Origin of the sequence: Saccharopolyspora spinosa NRRL 18395 (genome assembly GCF_000194155.1) — a bacterium.
Lineage (GTDB): Bacteria > Actinomycetota > Actinomycetes > Mycobacteriales > Pseudonocardiaceae > Saccharopolyspora > Saccharopolyspora spinosa.
Genome location: NZ_GL877878.1, coordinates 2691330 through 2705518 on the forward strand (window position 1 = coordinate 2691330; position 14189 = coordinate 2705518).

The following is a 14189-nucleotide window of genomic DNA, read 5'->3' on the forward strand; positions in this document are numbered from 1 at the left end:
TGGTGATCAATCCACGTGTCGGCGTGGTCGGTGCTGAAGTCGGTGGTTGTGTCGGCGAACCACATGCCGGCCGCCGTCGCGGTGGCACTCATCCGGCAAGCACCACCCTTTTCTTCAGGCGTGCCAGCTCGGATGGGCAGAGCGAACACGGTGCGGGAACACGCCGGCACGGATCAATCTCGGCCAAAGAGCCCAAGGGAACACCGCACAACGCGGCATCCGCGCCATGCTGGACGTAGTGGGCAACGTTGTTGCCGGGGACCAGTTTCAGAACCTTGGCGGTGGTCATCGCCGTGCCCACCTTCCGGTCACCGCCTCGCGGGTCGTGACGCTGCTTTCCGCCATGCGCGCCGGGCCGTGAGCGTCGTGTTCATGCTGCGCGACGATGTCCCTGCGCAGGTGGGAGAACAGGCACCGCGTGGCAGAACATCGCCACAGGACTGTGTAGTTCGGTGCAAACGTTCGTTTGGGCAACGGTCCGTCCCCCCAAGTCGTCGGGTTGCTGGGATGGCGGGACCAGGGATCAGCGGCGTCTATCCTGGACCAGCGTTTCCCAGCTCAGCATCAAGTGCGAGACTGGAGGCCATCTCTTGCCAACTGCGCTGCTGAAAGGTGCCTTTTCACGCGGCACACTTCTGAGCGAATGGGGACGATCTGACGTGGGTGTCGAGGACGACGTCCGTGCCGTGTGGGGCGTTGAGCCGCTGCGCGGTTTGTGGGCGCAGGCGCGGGACGCGCTGGAGGCCGCGAAGCCCCCGGAGACGTTCCGGTTGGAGCTGCCCGATGCCGAGACCCAGCGAGCCGTCGGCGAGCTCTACGGCCGTCCGATGTGGGGCCAGGGCACGCGGATCAGCGTGTCCAAATTGGACGAAGCGGTCCGGCGCAGCCGGTTCGCGTTGGGGCTGGCGGAAGTTCTGGAGATTCTGCACGAGCGGCCGCTGGTGCGGCGCCAAACCGCGGAGCGGGACGAACGGCGCGAGCGGACCGCAGGGACGCTGCGAGCGGCGCTGGCCGAGCGAGGACTCGCGACGGCCGCATGGGCGGAGCCGTGGACGCAGTGGCTTCAGCAGTACGGGCGAGTCGGCGACGACGAGCTCCCGGACGTCGCGCGGCGCGCGGCGAAGGCTCTGAGCGCGCTAGCGCTGGCGGAGCCGCCGGAGGCGTGGACGTCGCGTAGCGAGCTCGCGGCGAGCGTTGGCGGCGCGCATCAGCTCGACAACGGCACGGCGTTGAGCCGGGTTGTGCTCAAGGCCGCTGCGCTGGCGCACGGGGCCGAGACACCAGGAAACGAGCGCGAGCGCCGGGCCTTGTGGGAGCGCTGCGGAGTCACGCTCGATGCCGTGTCCGCGACCGTTCTGTGCTGGGCCTTGCCACTGGTCGGCTCGGACGACTGGTCGCGCGGCGTCCGGCAGCGCACCGCGCTGGGTCTGCCGACGCACCTTACCCACCTCGACCTGCGCGCCGCCCCGTCCGCGCTCGTCGAGGCGGGCACGACGATCGCCGTGTGCGAGAACCCGCGAGTCCTCGAATCGGCGGTGGAAGAACGCATCGCGCACCCCGTGGTGTGCGTGTCCGGCCATCCCACAACGGTTGCCGTGACGCTGCTGCAGCGCCTCACCGACTGCGGCGCCACGCTGCACTACCACGGCGATTTCGACTGGCCCGGCATCGGCATCACCCGATCTCTCTTGACGCACCACAACGCGCGTCCTTGGCGGATGTCCGCCGCCGACTACCGCGAAGCCCTCGACCAGGCCACGGCAACCCGCACCGACCTGCCGAACCTCGTCGGCACCCCGCTCGAAACCCCCTGGGATCCCCAGCTTGCGGAGCTGATGGCCACGACGGCCAGAGCCATCGAAGAGGAAGCGGTCCTCCCCACCCTCCTGAGCGACCTCCGCACCGGGTTAAGTACGTCAAGTACTTGACGTACTTAAACCACCCGGGAAGCTGGCTTCAACGAGGGGAGCCACCCATGTCCGCAGTGCATTTCGACAGCTACACAGAGGCACGCGCGCATCTGAAAGAACTGCTCGACGCAGCAGCCAACGGACAGGCTGCGACCATTCGACGCGACACGAGCACCGCGGCGGTCGTCGACAGTGAGCGGCTGCGGCACTTCCTCGCTGGCACCAGGGCACTGCAAGCGCAGGTCGTCTCAGAGGCAGGTGGTTGGTCGATCTTCCTGCCCGGCGTCCCGGTCGCGGCCGACGGCCCAGACTTCGACGACGCGATCGACGAGATGGTGATGGCGCTGCGCGAGTACGCGGAGGATTGGCAGGACCGCCTGCGCGCCACACCGAACCACCGCGAAAACTGGGGCCTGGTCCAGTTGATCGAGCTCAGCAGCGATGAACTACTCCGCGAATGGCTGATCGGAGCCGCCGAGTGACACACCCGCAGCCGACGCGCAAAGATCACGAGCGGTTCTGCGCACTTGAAGGCTGGACAGTTAGGACCGCACGCGGTCGGACCGGGACTCATCACATCACCTACGAGCTCGCGCTTCCTGACGGCCGCATCCTGAGAACCCGCATCTCGCACCCACCCGATCACACCAGCTACGGTCCGAGCCTTTGGCAGCACGTCATCCGCGACCACCTTCAGATCACGGATGCGGGGTTCTGGGCCTGCGTACGTGACAACATCACGCCTGATCGCGGGGTCCGAAAGAGCGCCACCGACTCGCTTCCGACCGACCTCGTATACCTGTTGATCAACCGCGTGGGCGTGCCGGAGAACGAGGTCATGGCCATGACCAAGGAGCAGGCCATCAACCGGATCAACGAACACTGGGCCAGCACCGGCACGCAGCCGTGAGAGGCCACGGTTTCAGAACTGCTGGTACATGTTCGTCACCTGGCCGTTGGCTGCCGAGGCGAAGTTGTGCAGTTGTGCGCACCGGTGGGGTGCCCGTACTTTCGCGGCATGGCATCGGTCGTCGTGGAGTTCTCGGCGCAGGAGCCGGAGCGGCTCGCGCGGTGGTGGGCCGACGTGCTCGGATGGCACCTCGACACGCGCTCCGGGACCGTCGTCCAGCCGACCGGCCCCGGAGTGCCGCTGCGGTTCGTCGTGAGCGCCCGCGCCAAGGCCCGGAAGAACGGCGTGCACCTGGACCTGCGCAGCGAGTCGCACGACGACCAGAACACGATCGTGGAGAGGTTGTTCAACGCCGGCGCCCGGTTCGCCGACATCGACCAGAGCAGCGACGTGCCGTGGGTGGTAATGGCCGACGTCGAGGGCAACGAGCTGTGCGTGCTGGAACCCCGGAAGGTGTACGCCGACACCGGGCCGGTCGCCGCAGTCGTGATCGACACCTCGGACCCGCGCTCGGACGCCCGGACTATGGCGACGGCGACCGGTATGGAACTGGCGGGCGAACGTTCCGAGTTCGCGTCGCTGCGCCCGCCGTCCGGCGAAGGGCCGTTCCTGGAGTTCCTGGAGAGCGAGTCCGGACCGGAAGGCATGCTCCGCGTCCTCGTGGAGTAACCCCTCGGGGCCTCGGCTAGCAAGTCCTCGCGCCGGTGCAGGACTCCACAGTGGATGTTCCGATTCCACCTTGCGGAGCGGGCTGTCAAGCATGCCGGTTCCACCCAGAACATGCATGCGCCATGCTCAGTTCTCCGCACCGGTCCTGGGCGAACTGATGCCTCGCGCCGTGCCGCCGGTTCCCTCGTGGTGCCCTCGATCTTGTCAACTTTCGTGCATTGTGGATGGTGTCAGCGGCGGGTCGGCTCGATGATCTTGACCCCGTGGAGGCGGCGGACGAAGTCCGCGCCGAACGCCGTGGACGGGGTGTGAGCACCAGGCGTCGGGGGTTCCGCGCTCAGGGAGTGGACCGCCCGGAGCACCGCGTCCGCCGTGAGGTCGTAGGTGTCCGGGCCGATCAGGGCCGCCGTCACGTTCGTGCCGTCCGGTGCCGTCGCCTCCGCGTAGACCTCGACCCAGCTGCGCGAGCGGGTGACCCGGCCGGGGCCGCGCACGACCGCGCCGATCGCCGCCTTCCCGAGCCGCTGCACGACGTGCGACCCCATCACGACCTGCGACAACCGGGTCGAACGACGACCGGTCCGGTCGAGTCCGGGTAGCTGGGCGAAGGTGGTGATGTTGCCGATCCCGGTGCTGCGGTAGGCCGTGCTGACATCACCCCAGGGCAGCGAGGTGACCCGTCGCGGCCCGGACGGGAACGGGATCTCACGCCGACGCCACGCCAGCGGCACGGCGCACACCTCGCCGTCCACGCGCGCCCGGCCGCCCAGCGCGGCACCCTCCAGCGCGCTCTTCAATGTTCCGCCGCTGATCCCGCCGCTGGTGTGGAAGGCGAGGTCCAGGTGGGTCGCGGTGGGCAGGCCGGCCGCGACCATCGCGGCCAGGCAGTCGGTGGGCACCACGTCGAAGCCCGAGCCCGGCAGGAGCACCACACCGGCGCGGCGAGCGTCCTCGTGGCGCGCGAAGACCGCCTCGAAAACGTCGATTTCGCCGGTGATGTCGAGGTAGTGCGCGCCGGCTCGGAGGCAGCCTTCGACCATCGGCGCCGACGTCACGGAAAACGGACCGGCGCAGTGCGCGACTACGTCGATGCCCCGCAGCCCCTCGGCGACCGCGTCGGGGTCGCCGAGGTCGAAGACCCGGTACGGCAGGCCCCTGGGCGTGGCGAAGGCCGCGATCTTCGCCGGGGAACGACCGGCCAGCACCGGCCGCTCCCCGCGGTCGAGCGCCAGGTCGGCGACCAGCCGACCCGTGTAGCCGCTCGCTCCGTAGATCATCCAGGTCATCGCGATCCTCCCGGGTAACACCGAACATCCTGGTAACGAACACCGCTGGGAACGGTCACGGGTTGCCCCGCGTTGTTCCGATCACCCGACATCGCGAACCAGGAAAGCCGCGGCCCCCTGCGGACCCGGCACACCCCGACCGGTCTTCAACTCGCCTGGTGGCCTAGGGCAACGGCGATCGCGGTGGCCGTGTCCCGGACCTGGCCGAGGAGGCAGCCGAGCTCGGGCAGATCGGTGTCGGCGCGCACTGTCGTCAGCGACACGGCCGCCAGAAGCTGCCCGGTGACGTCCGGGATCCCGACGCCGATGCAGTGCACCAGCCGCTCGAATTCGGCCTGGTCGGTGGCGTAGCCGAGCCGCGCGACCTCGACCAGGTGGGCCCGGAACTCGGCTTCGCCGGTGATGGTGCGCTCGGTGTAGCGGGTGAAGGCGTGCGCGGACAGCAGACGATCCCGGTGATCAGCCGGCAGCGCGGCCAGGATCACCTTGCTGGCGGCGGCGGTGTGCAGCGGCACCGCCCGTCCGATCCGCGACCAGGTGCGGATCGACGCGGCGCCCTCGATCTTGTCGACGTAGACGATCTGGTCGTCCACCAGCTGCGCCAGGTGCACCGTCAAGCGCGTGGCGTCCGCGAGCGAGGTCAGGTGCGGCCTGGCGACCGCGCGCAGGTCCATCTCGTCCAGCACCTGCTGGCCGAGCTCGACCAGCCGGAACCCGAGGCGGTAGCGGCCGTCCGGTCCGCGGGTGATCAGGCCGCCGTCGGCTAGCGGCTGCAGCATCCGCAGCGCGGTCGAGCCGTGCACCCCGAGCTCGCGCGCCAGCTCCGCGACGGTTTTGGGCGCGCTGGCGAGGGTTTCGAGCACGTGGACCGCCTTGGCAACCGTCTTCGACATCCACACTCCCTCGATCGGGCTGCGATATTAACAGAGGCATTGCAAATATTGCAGGAACGCGCGACGGTTGCCCGTCGGAGATCACCCGGACGCCGCGAACCGACCTCAAATCGCGTTCAGAAAAGCGTCCAATCCATCCTCCTCTCCTGGCGTCCGGCCAAGCCGGCGGGGCAAACCTCCATCCTCTGAACAACTACTAATAACGAGCCTCACCCGGGTGAAAAACTGCGCTCCGACCAATTCCAAATTGACAGCCATCGTGGCGGGTGATCGACTCCGCGTTGTATCCGTCAGCAATTCGGTACACGGAAGAAGGCCCCGAATGCGCCACTCGCCCGTCCTGTTCAGCACCGCGTTGACGCTCGCGGCGTTCGCGGTCGCGCCCGCCGCCCCCGCGGTCGCCACCGCGTCCGCCCCGGCGTGCGCGCTGTTCGCCTATCAGCCCACGCGCGAGGGCAACACCCTGACCGCCACCGGCGGGCGCACCGGTTGCCTGAACAGCGCGACGGTCACCGTGCGGATCGTCGTCGAGCAGAAAGACGCGACGCCCAGGGTGATCGGCGAGCTGGCGCAGAGCGGCACCGAGATCAACCTGGCCACGAAGGCACCGTGCAACTCCGGCGCGACCGTCAAGGTGCACACCGAGACGATCAGCTCCACCGGCGCAATCGCCCACTCCCCGACGAGCACCTTCGAGAAGTGCTGACCCGGATCTGAACGGGACAGCCGGAGGACGATACCCGGCGACGATCCTGCAGATCCCCCCTGCACCGCCTCGCGCGGACCTCCCCGACAGCGTGCATTCGGGGCCCTCCGGCGAGGCGGTGCCTTCTTTTTGCCGACTGGCGCGGGCGAAACAACTGCGATATCGGAACCACTCGCCTTCTCACCCCGCGAACCCACCTCCCAATTTCTACAGAACGGCAATTCCCGCGACCGCGCATCGAGCGGGAATCGATTCCAGGTTCAACCAATTCTTCGGCACCCGGCGAACGTCGATTCGCCATTCCCACCGATCGCCGCACCGGGTCGCGGGTCAGGTCTCGGCGAGCACCCGGCCCGGGACGTCCGGGTCGCAGCCCAGTCGGGGCAACTGTGCGCGGACCGCTCCGCGGGTGCGGCCGAACTCCTCGGCCAATTCCCCGATCAGCCGGTTCGCGGTCTCACCCACCGAACCCAGCCACCGCTCCCGGAGCCGCTCACCGTCGGTTTCGGTCCACGGTCGACCGGCGTTGGGCGGGCGTGGTCGGCTCCGCCCGCGCCCGGGCGTCCAAGGCGCGTGCAGTGCGGCCAGCCCGCCCAAGGTCTGGGCCAGGAACGCGTTCACGTCGCCCAGTCCGTCGACGGCGATCAGTAGGTTGCCTTCGGCCACGACGCGGCCGTCGGCGTCCGCTCCGGTGAACTCCATCGCGACGGTGGCCGGCTGGTCCGCAATGCCCGGTTCGCCCTTGGCGGTGACTCCGTAGGTGTGTTGTCCGACTCGTACTTCGTTGCTGAAATCCATGCCCCGAAGCTAAGAGCCGCGGCGGCCGAATCCCGGGAGTCAAGCATCGAACCGACGCGTGTCGGGACGATTTCTCGATCGAGTGAGGTGTGACGCATACCGGAAGCCGGAACACCGCCTCGGGTCCGGACGTTGAACAATCCGGTCGGTGCGCCCGTGTCCCCCGGGCCTCAATCACCGCCTTCGCGGAATACCGTTCGGCTGGAGCCGCGTCGCGCCATTCGCCGCAGAGGCGACCGGCGCATCGGCCGCCAAGCGAAACGGACCCCCGCCCCTCTCCTCGGGGCGAGGGTCATTTCGTCTCTTGGGCCTTTGCTCCGCGTTCGAAACAGCCACCGCGCCAGCCAAATCTGGCCGTCCCGAGCCGCTGCAAGCAGCGCAGCCGCTTAGCCGGGGACACCCTGCACCCCAAGCCTTTCTCGCGAGGGCCGCCCCGACGCGACGTACTCGTCTTATGTGCGCCGGGGATCCGGAGTCGAGAAGGCCTGTGAGGTCCCGCCACCCGCACCACTGAGAAGGGTGAGCCTCGAACGCGGTGGCTAGGCGAAGGGTTGTTTGTCCGGCTGGCAGACCTGGCCTGGTTCCGGGACCTTCAGGTCCGTCAGGAAATCGGCCGCGATCTTGTCGGTGCACGAGCTGTTGCCCAGGATGCAGTGGCCGAACGAATCGACGCTCACCAGCCGGGCGTTGCCCAGCTCCTGCTCCATCCGGCGGGAGAACTCGTACTGGGTTGCCGGGTCGTAGAAGTTGCCGAACAGCAGGACCGGGTTGGCCGCCCGGTTCTGCCACGGGCCGGCGTGCACGTCCGGGTCGATCGACGGCCAGGTCGAGCACCCGGCCACGTCGCTGAACGCCTGCGAGCGGCCGAAGGTCGGCGACTCCGCCTCCCACTGCGCGGCGATGCCCGGCACCTTCGCGGGTTCCTTGGGGATCGGCTTGTCCGAGCAGTTCACCCCGAAGTAACTGTCGTCCACGTAGGTCGACGCCGCGGCGTCGGCCGGGGCGTCAAATCGGCCGATCGAGGTCGGCCTGCCCAGCAGTCCCAGCAGTTCCGGGGCCAACCCCGGCTCGGGGTGCAACTGGCGGTGCAGCGACTGGAGGTCGGTGGCGAGCTGCCGGAACCGGTCCGGGGAGTACAGCGCGCTGCTCACGCTGACGGTGAACTGGTCGAGCGTGATCTGCGAACCGCCCGGCATCGCGATCGGGCCCGGCCGCAGGCGGTCCCGGATCTCGTCGAACTTCGCCCGCGGGTCGCCCTCGCCGAAGGCGCACCCCTGCGCCTTCTCGGCGCAGAGCTTGAGGAACGAGTCCAACGCCAGCTCGAAGCCCCGCGCCCGCTCCCGGTCGTACTGGACGCCGTTGGCGGTCCGCAGCGCCGGATCCACGTTGCCGTCCAGGATGATCGCGCGGCTGCGCTCCGGGAACAGGTTCACGTAGGTCGCGCCGAGCAGCGTTCCGTAGGAGAAGCCGACGTAGTTGAGCTGTTCGTCGCCCACGCCCTGGCGCATCAGGTCGAGGTCCCGCGCGACGTCTTTCGTGGACAGGTGGCCCAGCAGCTCGCCCGCGTTCTTGTCGCAGGCCTCGCCGTACTCCGCGTAGGCGGCCATCGTGGTGCCGATCTGCTGGTCGGTCACCGGTACCGACGAGATCCGGCCCAGCACCTCCTCGGCCTGCTCAGCGGACTTGAAGCAGCGCAGCGGCGTGCTCCGGGCCACCCCGCGCGGGTCGAAGCCGATGATGTCGAAGCGGTTCAGCACCTCCGGCTCGAACATGCTGAGCGCGGTCACCGGCCGCCTGAACCCCGCGCCACCTGGCCCACCCGGATTCAGGAACAACGAACCGATCTTCGCGTTCGGATCGGCCGCCGCCCGGCGCATCATCGCCAGTTCGACGGCGCCCCTGCCCGGGTCGTCGTGATCGATCGGCACCGGATACATCGCGCACCGATAGAGGTGCCGCTCGGTGACCGGCACCCCGTTCAGCACGTCCTCGTCGCACTTGCCCCAGGAAACCGGCGCGGCCCTGGACGGTTCTGCCACCGCCGGAGTTCCCGCCACCACCGCCGTACCCGCGACCAGTGCACTCGACGCGATGGCCAACGCTCGGCCTAACCGCCCGGAAAGCGCCCCCACCCGAACCTCCTCGCTTCGCCTGAAAACTCCGAGCTGGAGTCAACAGTCCGAAGAGGAGGGAGGACACCGCAGAATGCACGAACCTCCAGGACAAGAGGTCTGCTTTCGGACTAAGCGCCGGATCTCGGGGGTACCCCGGATGCCGATTTCCCTTGGCATGGCGTACGACGGTTGGCACTCGAAGCGCCATGCGGATCGCTGGCAGTCGTTGAACCGATCGCCGAACTGGTCCCCGGTCAGGAATAATTCCGAGCCGCCCTGATCCGCTGAACGGTGTCCGGGCTAGCACCACCGGACTCGACTAGTGCGGAAACCGCGTTTAGGACGACCTCAGGGGCAATTCGACGGCTGTTTCCCCCTCTCCAAGCATCAGCCCCTCGGCGTGCACGTGGTCCCCCTGGACAACGGCCGTCCCTCGGCCGGACACGTAGACGGCCGGACAGGTCTTGTCCTCACAGCCGGACACCTTGCGTAGCTTCATGGTCACAGCTTCGGCCAGCTGATCGGCACGGACAAGGTTCTACCCGCGTTCTTGCATAACCTGACCGTTACCCCGGGCGGTCCGGCGAGGGTCCTACGCCTGGTCTTCGGGTGGCCTCCGGCCTGGTCAGATACTGGCCGGACGGCCGTGGTCTGAGACCTACGATCTATCCCGACTTGCGTGTAAAAACCGTAACCGGGTACGCGAAATCGGCACTTCTCCGAGTCCGGGAGGCTTCTTACGGGACGAGGAAGCGGCTGTCGCGGGCGTCGGTGATCGCCATGTAGCCGGGCGCGTGGCCGATGGCGAACGGCGGCTTGGACTGCATCACGGCCGCCTGCGGCGTCACCCCGCAGGCCCAGAACACCGGGACCTCGCCGGGCCGGATCTCCACCGCGTCGCCGAAGTCGGGCCGGGCGATGTCCTGGATCCCCAACGCTTCTGGTGCGCCGACGTGCACCGGGGCACCGTGCACCGCCGGGTACCGGGAGGTCACGCGAACCGCGGTGGACACCAGGTCCGCCGGAATCGGCCGCATCGACACCACCATCGGCCCCGACAACCGGCCGGCTGGGCGGCATTCCCGATTCGACCGGTACATCGGCACGTTGCTGCCCGCCTCGACGTGGCGCACCGGGACCTCGGCCTCCAGCAGCGCCGCCTCGAAGGTGAAGCTGCAGCCCACAAGGAACGACACCAGGTCGTCCCGCCACAGGTCAGTGACCTCGGCGCGCTCCCCGGCCAGCTCGCCGTCCCGGTAGACCGTGTAGGCGGGCAGGTCGGTGCGCAGGTCGCCGGCGAAGATCGAGGCGCTGGTCTCGCCGGGCTCGGTCACGTCGAGCACCGGGCACGAGCGCGGATTGCGTTGCGCGAACAGCAAGAAGTCGTAGGCGTACTCGCGGGGCAGCGCGATGAGGTTCGCCTGGGTCCAACCCGCGCTGTAACCCGAGGTGGGCACGCGCAGTCCGGCGCGAAACGCTGCGCGGGCCTGCTCCGGCGACATCGCTTTCGGCTGCGTCATCGAAATCTCCCTACCTCTGCTGTTGAAGCCGATCTGCTCTTTTGTTCTGACGACGGCGCAGCAGCTCAGCCGCCCCCGCGACGCGCACCGCACGATCCGGGATCCAGCGCACCGGGCGGTGTCTGCGGTCCTGCTATGCGGAACGAGCTTGGAAGCCGTTTTTCAACCGGAAGCGGATTCGCTGGCCCGGCCTGGCCTGCGCCGCCTTGTCCACGTCCGTCGCGGTGACCACCGCGATCACCGGGTAGCCGCCGGTCACCGGGTGGTCGGCGAGGAACAGCGTGGGGCGCGCCGACGGCGGAACCTGCACCGCACCGGCGACCATGCCTTCGCTGGGCAGTTCCTCGGTGCGGCTGCGCTCCAACGCCGGTCCGTCCAGCCGCATGCCGATCCGGTTGCTGTCCGGGGTGACCTCGTACGGACGGCTGACCAGGGTGGCCAGGGCGTCGTCGGCGAACCAGTCGTGGCGCGGTCCGGGCTCCACGCGCAGCACGATCACGGCGGCCGCGCACATCGCCACCGGTGCCAGGTCCACCAGCGGGAACCGCGCTGGTGCCGGGCCGACCGGCAACAGCGCGCCGGGGGTCAGCGGCTCCGGGCCAAGTCCGGCGAGCACGTCGGTGGCTCGGGAACCGAGCACCGGTGGCACGGCGATGCCGCCGCGCACCGCGAGGTAACTGCGGAGTCCGCAGCCGGGCACGCCCAACCTCAGCTCGGCACCGGCCCGGATCCGCAGCACCGAGTTCACCGCCACCACCCGACCATCCACAGTGGTCGGACAGGGGGCGCCGGTCACCGCGGCGGTGAGGTCGCGGGTCGCGCGGACCGCGAGCCCGCCCAGCGTGACCTCGATGGCCGCCGCTGCCTCGTCGTTGCCGACCAGCCGGTTGGCCAGCCGGAACGCGCCGACGTCGGCCGCACCGGAGCGACCCACGCCGATCCCGGCCAGGCCTGGCCGGCCCAGGTCCTGAATCGTCGACAGCGGACCCGCGGCGAGGACTTCCAGGCAGCTCATGGGACCTCCCGGAACTGCACCCGCACGCCGGGCCGCAGCAGCGCCGGCGGTTCCCGGTCGACCCGCCAGATCTCCAGGTCCGTGCGCCCGATCAGCTGCCAGCCGCCGGGCGATTCGCGCGGGTAGATGCCGCTGAACGCACCGGCGAGGCCGACGGAGCCGGGCGGCACCTTGGTCCGCGACTCGGTGCGGCGCGGCACCACCAGCTCCGGCGGGCCGCCGACGAGGTAGCCGAAACCGGGGGCGAACCCGCCGAAGGCGACCGTCCACTCCGCCCCCGTGTGCCGGTGCACGACCTCGCGCTCGGTCAGCCCGGTCAGGGCCGCAACCTCAGCCAGATCCGCGCCGTCGTAGACCACTGGCACCCGCAGCAGGTCGCCGCTGGCGCGTGCGCCGTCGCGCGGCTCGACCGCACGCACCGCCGCCTCGACCGCCCCAGCATTGGCGCGCGGGCCCAAGTGCAGCAGCAACGTGCGGGCAGCCGGGACGAGGTCCGTGACGCCCTCCGGCGGATCCTCGGCGAGCACCGCGTAAAGCGCTTGCACAGCTTCGAGATCGGCCAGCTCGATGAGCAGCCCGGAGTCGGCGCACCGCAGGAAACGCATCACAGGCCTCGCGAGGTGAACGGCTCCAGCGCCACTCCCCCGGCCACCAGCCGGGCCCGCACGGCCTCGGCGATGGCCACCGCGCCTGGGCTGTCCCCGTGCACGCAGATCGAGTCGGGGGCGTCGATCTTGATCTTGGACCCGTCGACGGCCTCGATCGGCTCTCCTGCGGCCAGCTTCAGACAGCGGTCAGCGATGACCTCCGGGTCGTGCAGCACCGCGCCGGGCTCGCGGCGCGACACGAGGGTGCCCTCCGGGGTGTAGGCGCGGTCGGCGAAGGCCTCGCGGAACACCTGCAGCCCGGCCCGCTCGGCCTGGGTCAGCCACTCGGAGCCCGCCAGACCGAGCACGGCCAGCGCCGGATCGTAGCTGCGCACCGCCTCGACCACGGCGGACGCCTGTTCGGCGTGGTGCACGATCGCGTTGTACAGCGCTCCGTGCGGCTTGACATAGCCGACCTCGGTGCCCGCGACGCTGGCGAAGCCGGCCAGCGCGCCGATCTGGTAGATCACGTCGTTGGCCAGCTCCACCGGCGGCACGTCGATGAACCGGCGGCCGAACCCGGCCAGGTCCCGGTAGCTGACCTGGGCGCCGACCACGACGCCCAGCTTCGCGGCCCGCTCGACGGCCTGGCGGATCACCGTGGCGTCGCCCGCGTGGTATCCGCAGGCCACGTTGGCGCTGGTGACGATGCGCAGCAGCGCCTCGTCGTCGCTGAGCTCCCAGCGCCCGAAGCCTTCCGCGAGGTCCGAGTTGAGATCCATGCCCACCTCACTTCCACAGCGCGGCGATGCCGCCGAGCGAGTTGTATCCCAAGTCCAATGTCAGCAACCAGGCGGCCACACCCACGATCGGCAACCAGCTCGGGTACCGGCACCTGCCGAGCAGGTCCCGCCGCTTGGCCGCCACGAACAGCAGCACCCCGAAACCGACCGGCAGGATCGGGCCGTTGAGCGGTTCTGGCCAACATAGTGAATTGTTGAACAATTCTGCAATACCCCACGCGCACCTTTCTCGTTAGACTGCGATCAACTGCTGCACGTTGTTAGGAGCTCGATTGACCACCTCGGATCCGTGGGTGGACCTGCTCACGGCCGACCGGGCGCTCCTGGACCGCACGAGCACGGCCGAGCGCGTCGCCGATGTGCTGCGACAGCGCGTCATCGATGGCGCACTCGCCCCCGGCACCCGGCTGTCCGAGGAAAGCGCGGGCAAGGCGTTGGCGGTCTCCCGCAACACGCTGCGCGAGGCCTTCCGGCTGCTGGTGCATGAGCGGCTGCTGGCGCACGAGTTCCACCGCGGCGTGTTCGTCCGGGTGCTCAGCGCCGACGACGTGATCGACCTCTACCGCGTCCGCCGGCTGCTGGAGACCAGCGCAGTGCGCCGGGCAGGCGAGGCCGCACCGGAGCTGGTGGCGGCCGTGGACGGCGCGGTGGCCGACGGCGAGCGCGCGGCCGAGAACGAGCGCTGGGGAGACGTCGGCACCGCGAACATGCGCTTCCACGAGGCGCTCGCGGCGCTGGCCGCCAGCCCCCGGGTGAACGAGACGATGCGGCAGCTGCTGGCCGAGCTGCGCCTGGCGTTCCACGTGATGTCGCGCCCCCGGGAGTTCCACGAGCCGTACCTGGAGCTCAACCGGGAGATCGCGGACCTGATCACCAACGGCTCGATGGACGCGGCGGCCGAACGCCTCGACGAGTACTTCGACGCCGCCGAGACCCAGCTCGTCGCGGCATACCGGACCTACAACACGGGTTGATCGG

Annotated in this window: 16 protein-coding genes; 6 read left to right on the forward strand and 10 right to left on the reverse strand. The window is 69.3% G+C overall.

The window, feature by feature from the left end:
- Positions 1 to 88: 88 nt before the first annotated feature.
- Positions 89 to 289 carry a hypothetical protein gene (locus SSPN_RS54645; protein ID WP_143539511.1) on the reverse strand — a complete coding sequence of 67 codons (201 nt, stop codon included), beginning with the start codon at positions 287 to 289 and terminating at the stop codon, positions 89 to 91.
- Positions 290 to 659: 370 nt separating this feature from the next.
- Here SSPN_RS54645 and SSPN_RS0113430 point away from each other — a divergent pair, with 370 nt between their 5' ends.
- From SSPN_RS0113430 to SSPN_RS0113445, 4 genes are all read left to right on the forward strand, one after another.
- A complete protein-coding gene (locus SSPN_RS0113430) occupies positions 660 to 1928 on the forward strand; it encodes a TIGR02679 family protein (protein ID WP_010695465.1) in 1269 nt (422 codons plus the stop codon).
- 47 nt (positions 1929 to 1975) lie between these two features.
- Positions 1976 to 2392, forward strand: coding sequence for a prevent-host-death protein (locus tag SSPN_RS0113435; protein WP_010695466.1), 417 nt, complete (start codon positions 1976 to 1978; stop codon positions 2390 to 2392).
- A complete protein-coding gene (locus tag SSPN_RS0113440; protein WP_010695471.1) occupies positions 2389 to 2820 on the forward strand; it encodes a hypothetical protein in 432 nt (143 codons plus the stop codon). Before SSPN_RS0113435 ends, SSPN_RS0113440 begins: the two co-directional genes overlap by 4 nt.
- Positions 2821 to 2928: 108 nt before the next feature.
- Positions 2929 to 3489 carry a VOC family protein gene (locus tag SSPN_RS0113445; protein ID WP_010695472.1) on the forward strand — a complete coding sequence of 187 codons (561 nt, stop codon included), beginning with the start codon at positions 2929 to 2931 and terminating at the stop codon, positions 3487 to 3489.
- Positions 3490 to 3719: 230 nt separating this feature from the next.
- Here the strand turns inward: SSPN_RS0113445 and SSPN_RS0113450 are convergent, their stop codons facing one another.
- Both SSPN_RS0113450 and SSPN_RS0113455 read right to left on the reverse strand, forming a co-directional pair.
- On the reverse strand, positions 3720 to 4775 hold the full coding sequence (locus tag SSPN_RS0113450; protein ID WP_010695473.1) for a saccharopine dehydrogenase family protein: 1056 nt from the start codon (positions 4773 to 4775) through the stop codon (positions 3720 to 3722).
- Between the two features lie 146 nt (positions 4776 to 4921).
- Positions 4922 to 5668 carry an IclR family transcriptional regulator gene (locus SSPN_RS0113455; protein ID WP_010695474.1) on the reverse strand — a complete coding sequence of 249 codons (747 nt, stop codon included), beginning with the start codon at positions 5666 to 5668 and terminating at the stop codon, positions 4922 to 4924.
- A 322-nt stretch (positions 5669 to 5990) separates the two neighbouring features.
- Between SSPN_RS0113455 and SSPN_RS0113460 the strand changes: the two genes are divergently transcribed.
- A complete protein-coding gene (locus SSPN_RS0113460; protein WP_010695475.1) occupies positions 5991 to 6374 on the forward strand; it encodes a hypothetical protein in 384 nt (127 codons plus the stop codon).
- 330 nt (positions 6375 to 6704) lie between these two features.
- Here SSPN_RS0113460 and SSPN_RS48830 read toward each other — a convergent pair whose 3' ends face one another.
- From SSPN_RS48830 to SSPN_RS0113500, 7 genes are all read right to left on the reverse strand, one after another.
- Positions 6705 to 7172, reverse strand: a complete 468-nt coding sequence (locus tag SSPN_RS48830) for a hypothetical protein (RefSeq protein ID WP_010695477.1) — start codon at positions 7170 to 7172, stop codon at positions 6705 to 6707.
- Positions 7173 to 7711: 539 nt separating this feature from the next.
- Positions 7712 to 9304 (reverse strand): alpha/beta hydrolase, encoded by a 1593-nt coding sequence (locus SSPN_RS0113470; protein ID WP_029535300.1) that lies wholly within the window; start codon positions 9302 to 9304, stop codon positions 7712 to 7714.
- Between the two features lie 719 nt (positions 9305 to 10023).
- On the reverse strand, positions 10024 to 10806 hold the full coding sequence (locus SSPN_RS0113480) for a putative hydro-lyase (RefSeq protein WP_010695480.1): 783 nt from the start codon (positions 10804 to 10806) through the stop codon (positions 10024 to 10026).
- 133 nt (positions 10807 to 10939) lie between these two features.
- Complete coding sequence (locus SSPN_RS0113485) at positions 10940 to 11821, reverse strand: 5-oxoprolinase subunit C family protein (RefSeq protein ID WP_010695481.1); 882 nt, start codon at positions 11819 to 11821, stop codon at positions 10940 to 10942.
- Positions 11818 to 12426, reverse strand: a complete 609-nt coding sequence (locus tag SSPN_RS0113490) for a 5-oxoprolinase subunit B family protein (protein ID WP_029535301.1) — start codon at positions 12424 to 12426, stop codon at positions 11818 to 11820. The genes SSPN_RS0113485 and SSPN_RS0113490 overlap by 4 nt, the downstream gene beginning before the upstream one ends.
- Entirely contained in the window at positions 12426 to 13190 is a 765-nt protein-coding gene (locus tag SSPN_RS0113495; protein WP_010695483.1) for a LamB/YcsF family protein, read from the reverse strand. Before SSPN_RS0113495 ends, SSPN_RS0113490 begins: the two co-directional genes overlap by 1 nt.
- Positions 13191 to 13197: 7 nt before the next feature.
- Entirely contained in the window at positions 13198 to 13413 is a 216-nt protein-coding gene (locus SSPN_RS0113500) for a hypothetical protein (RefSeq protein ID WP_010695484.1), read from the reverse strand.
- A gap of 70 nt (positions 13414 to 13483) precedes the next feature.
- On the opposite strand from SSPN_RS0113500, the gene SSPN_RS0113505 reads away from it, so the two are divergent.
- Positions 13484 to 14185 (forward strand): GntR family transcriptional regulator, encoded by a 702-nt coding sequence (locus SSPN_RS0113505; protein WP_010695485.1) that lies wholly within the window; start codon positions 13484 to 13486, stop codon positions 14183 to 14185.
- The last annotated feature ends 4 nt before the right edge of the window (positions 14186 to 14189 follow it).

What these genes read in the sequence shown, in the direction of transcription:
- SSPN_RS0113455 (WP_010695474.1), bottom strand. Translation starts at nt 5,668, where the DNA reads ATGTCGAAGACGGTTGCCAAGGCGGTCCACGTGCTCGAAACCCTCGCC.
- SSPN_RS0113490 (WP_029535301.1), bottom strand. Translation starts at nt 12,426, where the DNA reads ATGCGTTTCCTGCGGTGCGCCGACTCCGGGCTGCTCATCGAGCTGGCC.
- SSPN_RS54645 (WP_143539511.1), bottom strand. Translation starts at nt 289, where the DNA reads ATGACCACCGCCAAGGTTCTGAAACTGGTCCCCGGCAACAACGTTGCC.
- SSPN_RS48830 (WP_010695477.1), bottom strand. Translation starts at nt 7,172, where the DNA reads ATGGATTTCAGCAACGAAGTACGAGTCGGACAACACACCTACGGAGTC.
- SSPN_RS0113445 (WP_010695472.1), top strand. Translation starts at nt 2,929, where the DNA reads ATGGCATCGGTCGTCGTGGAGTTCTCGGCGCAGGAGCCGGAGCGGCTC.
- SSPN_RS0113450 (WP_010695473.1), bottom strand. Translation starts at nt 4,775, where the DNA reads ATGACCTGGATGATCTACGGAGCGAGCGGCTACACGGGTCGGCTGGTC.
- SSPN_RS0113480 (WP_010695480.1), bottom strand. Translation starts at nt 10,806, where the DNA reads ATGACGCAGCCGAAAGCGATGTCGCCGGAGCAGGCCCGCGCAGCGTTT.
- SSPN_RS0113435 (WP_010695466.1), top strand. Translation starts at nt 1,976, where the DNA reads ATGTCCGCAGTGCATTTCGACAGCTACACAGAGGCACGCGCGCATCTG.
- SSPN_RS0113495 (WP_010695483.1), bottom strand. Translation starts at nt 13,190, where the DNA reads ATGGATCTCAACTCGGACCTCGCGGAAGGCTTCGGGCGCTGGGAGCTC.
- SSPN_RS0113485 (WP_010695481.1), bottom strand. Translation starts at nt 11,821, where the DNA reads ATGAGCTGCCTGGAAGTCCTCGCCGCGGGTCCGCTGTCGACGATTCAG.
- SSPN_RS0113460 (WP_010695475.1), top strand. Translation starts at nt 5,991, where the DNA reads ATGCGCCACTCGCCCGTCCTGTTCAGCACCGCGTTGACGCTCGCGGCG.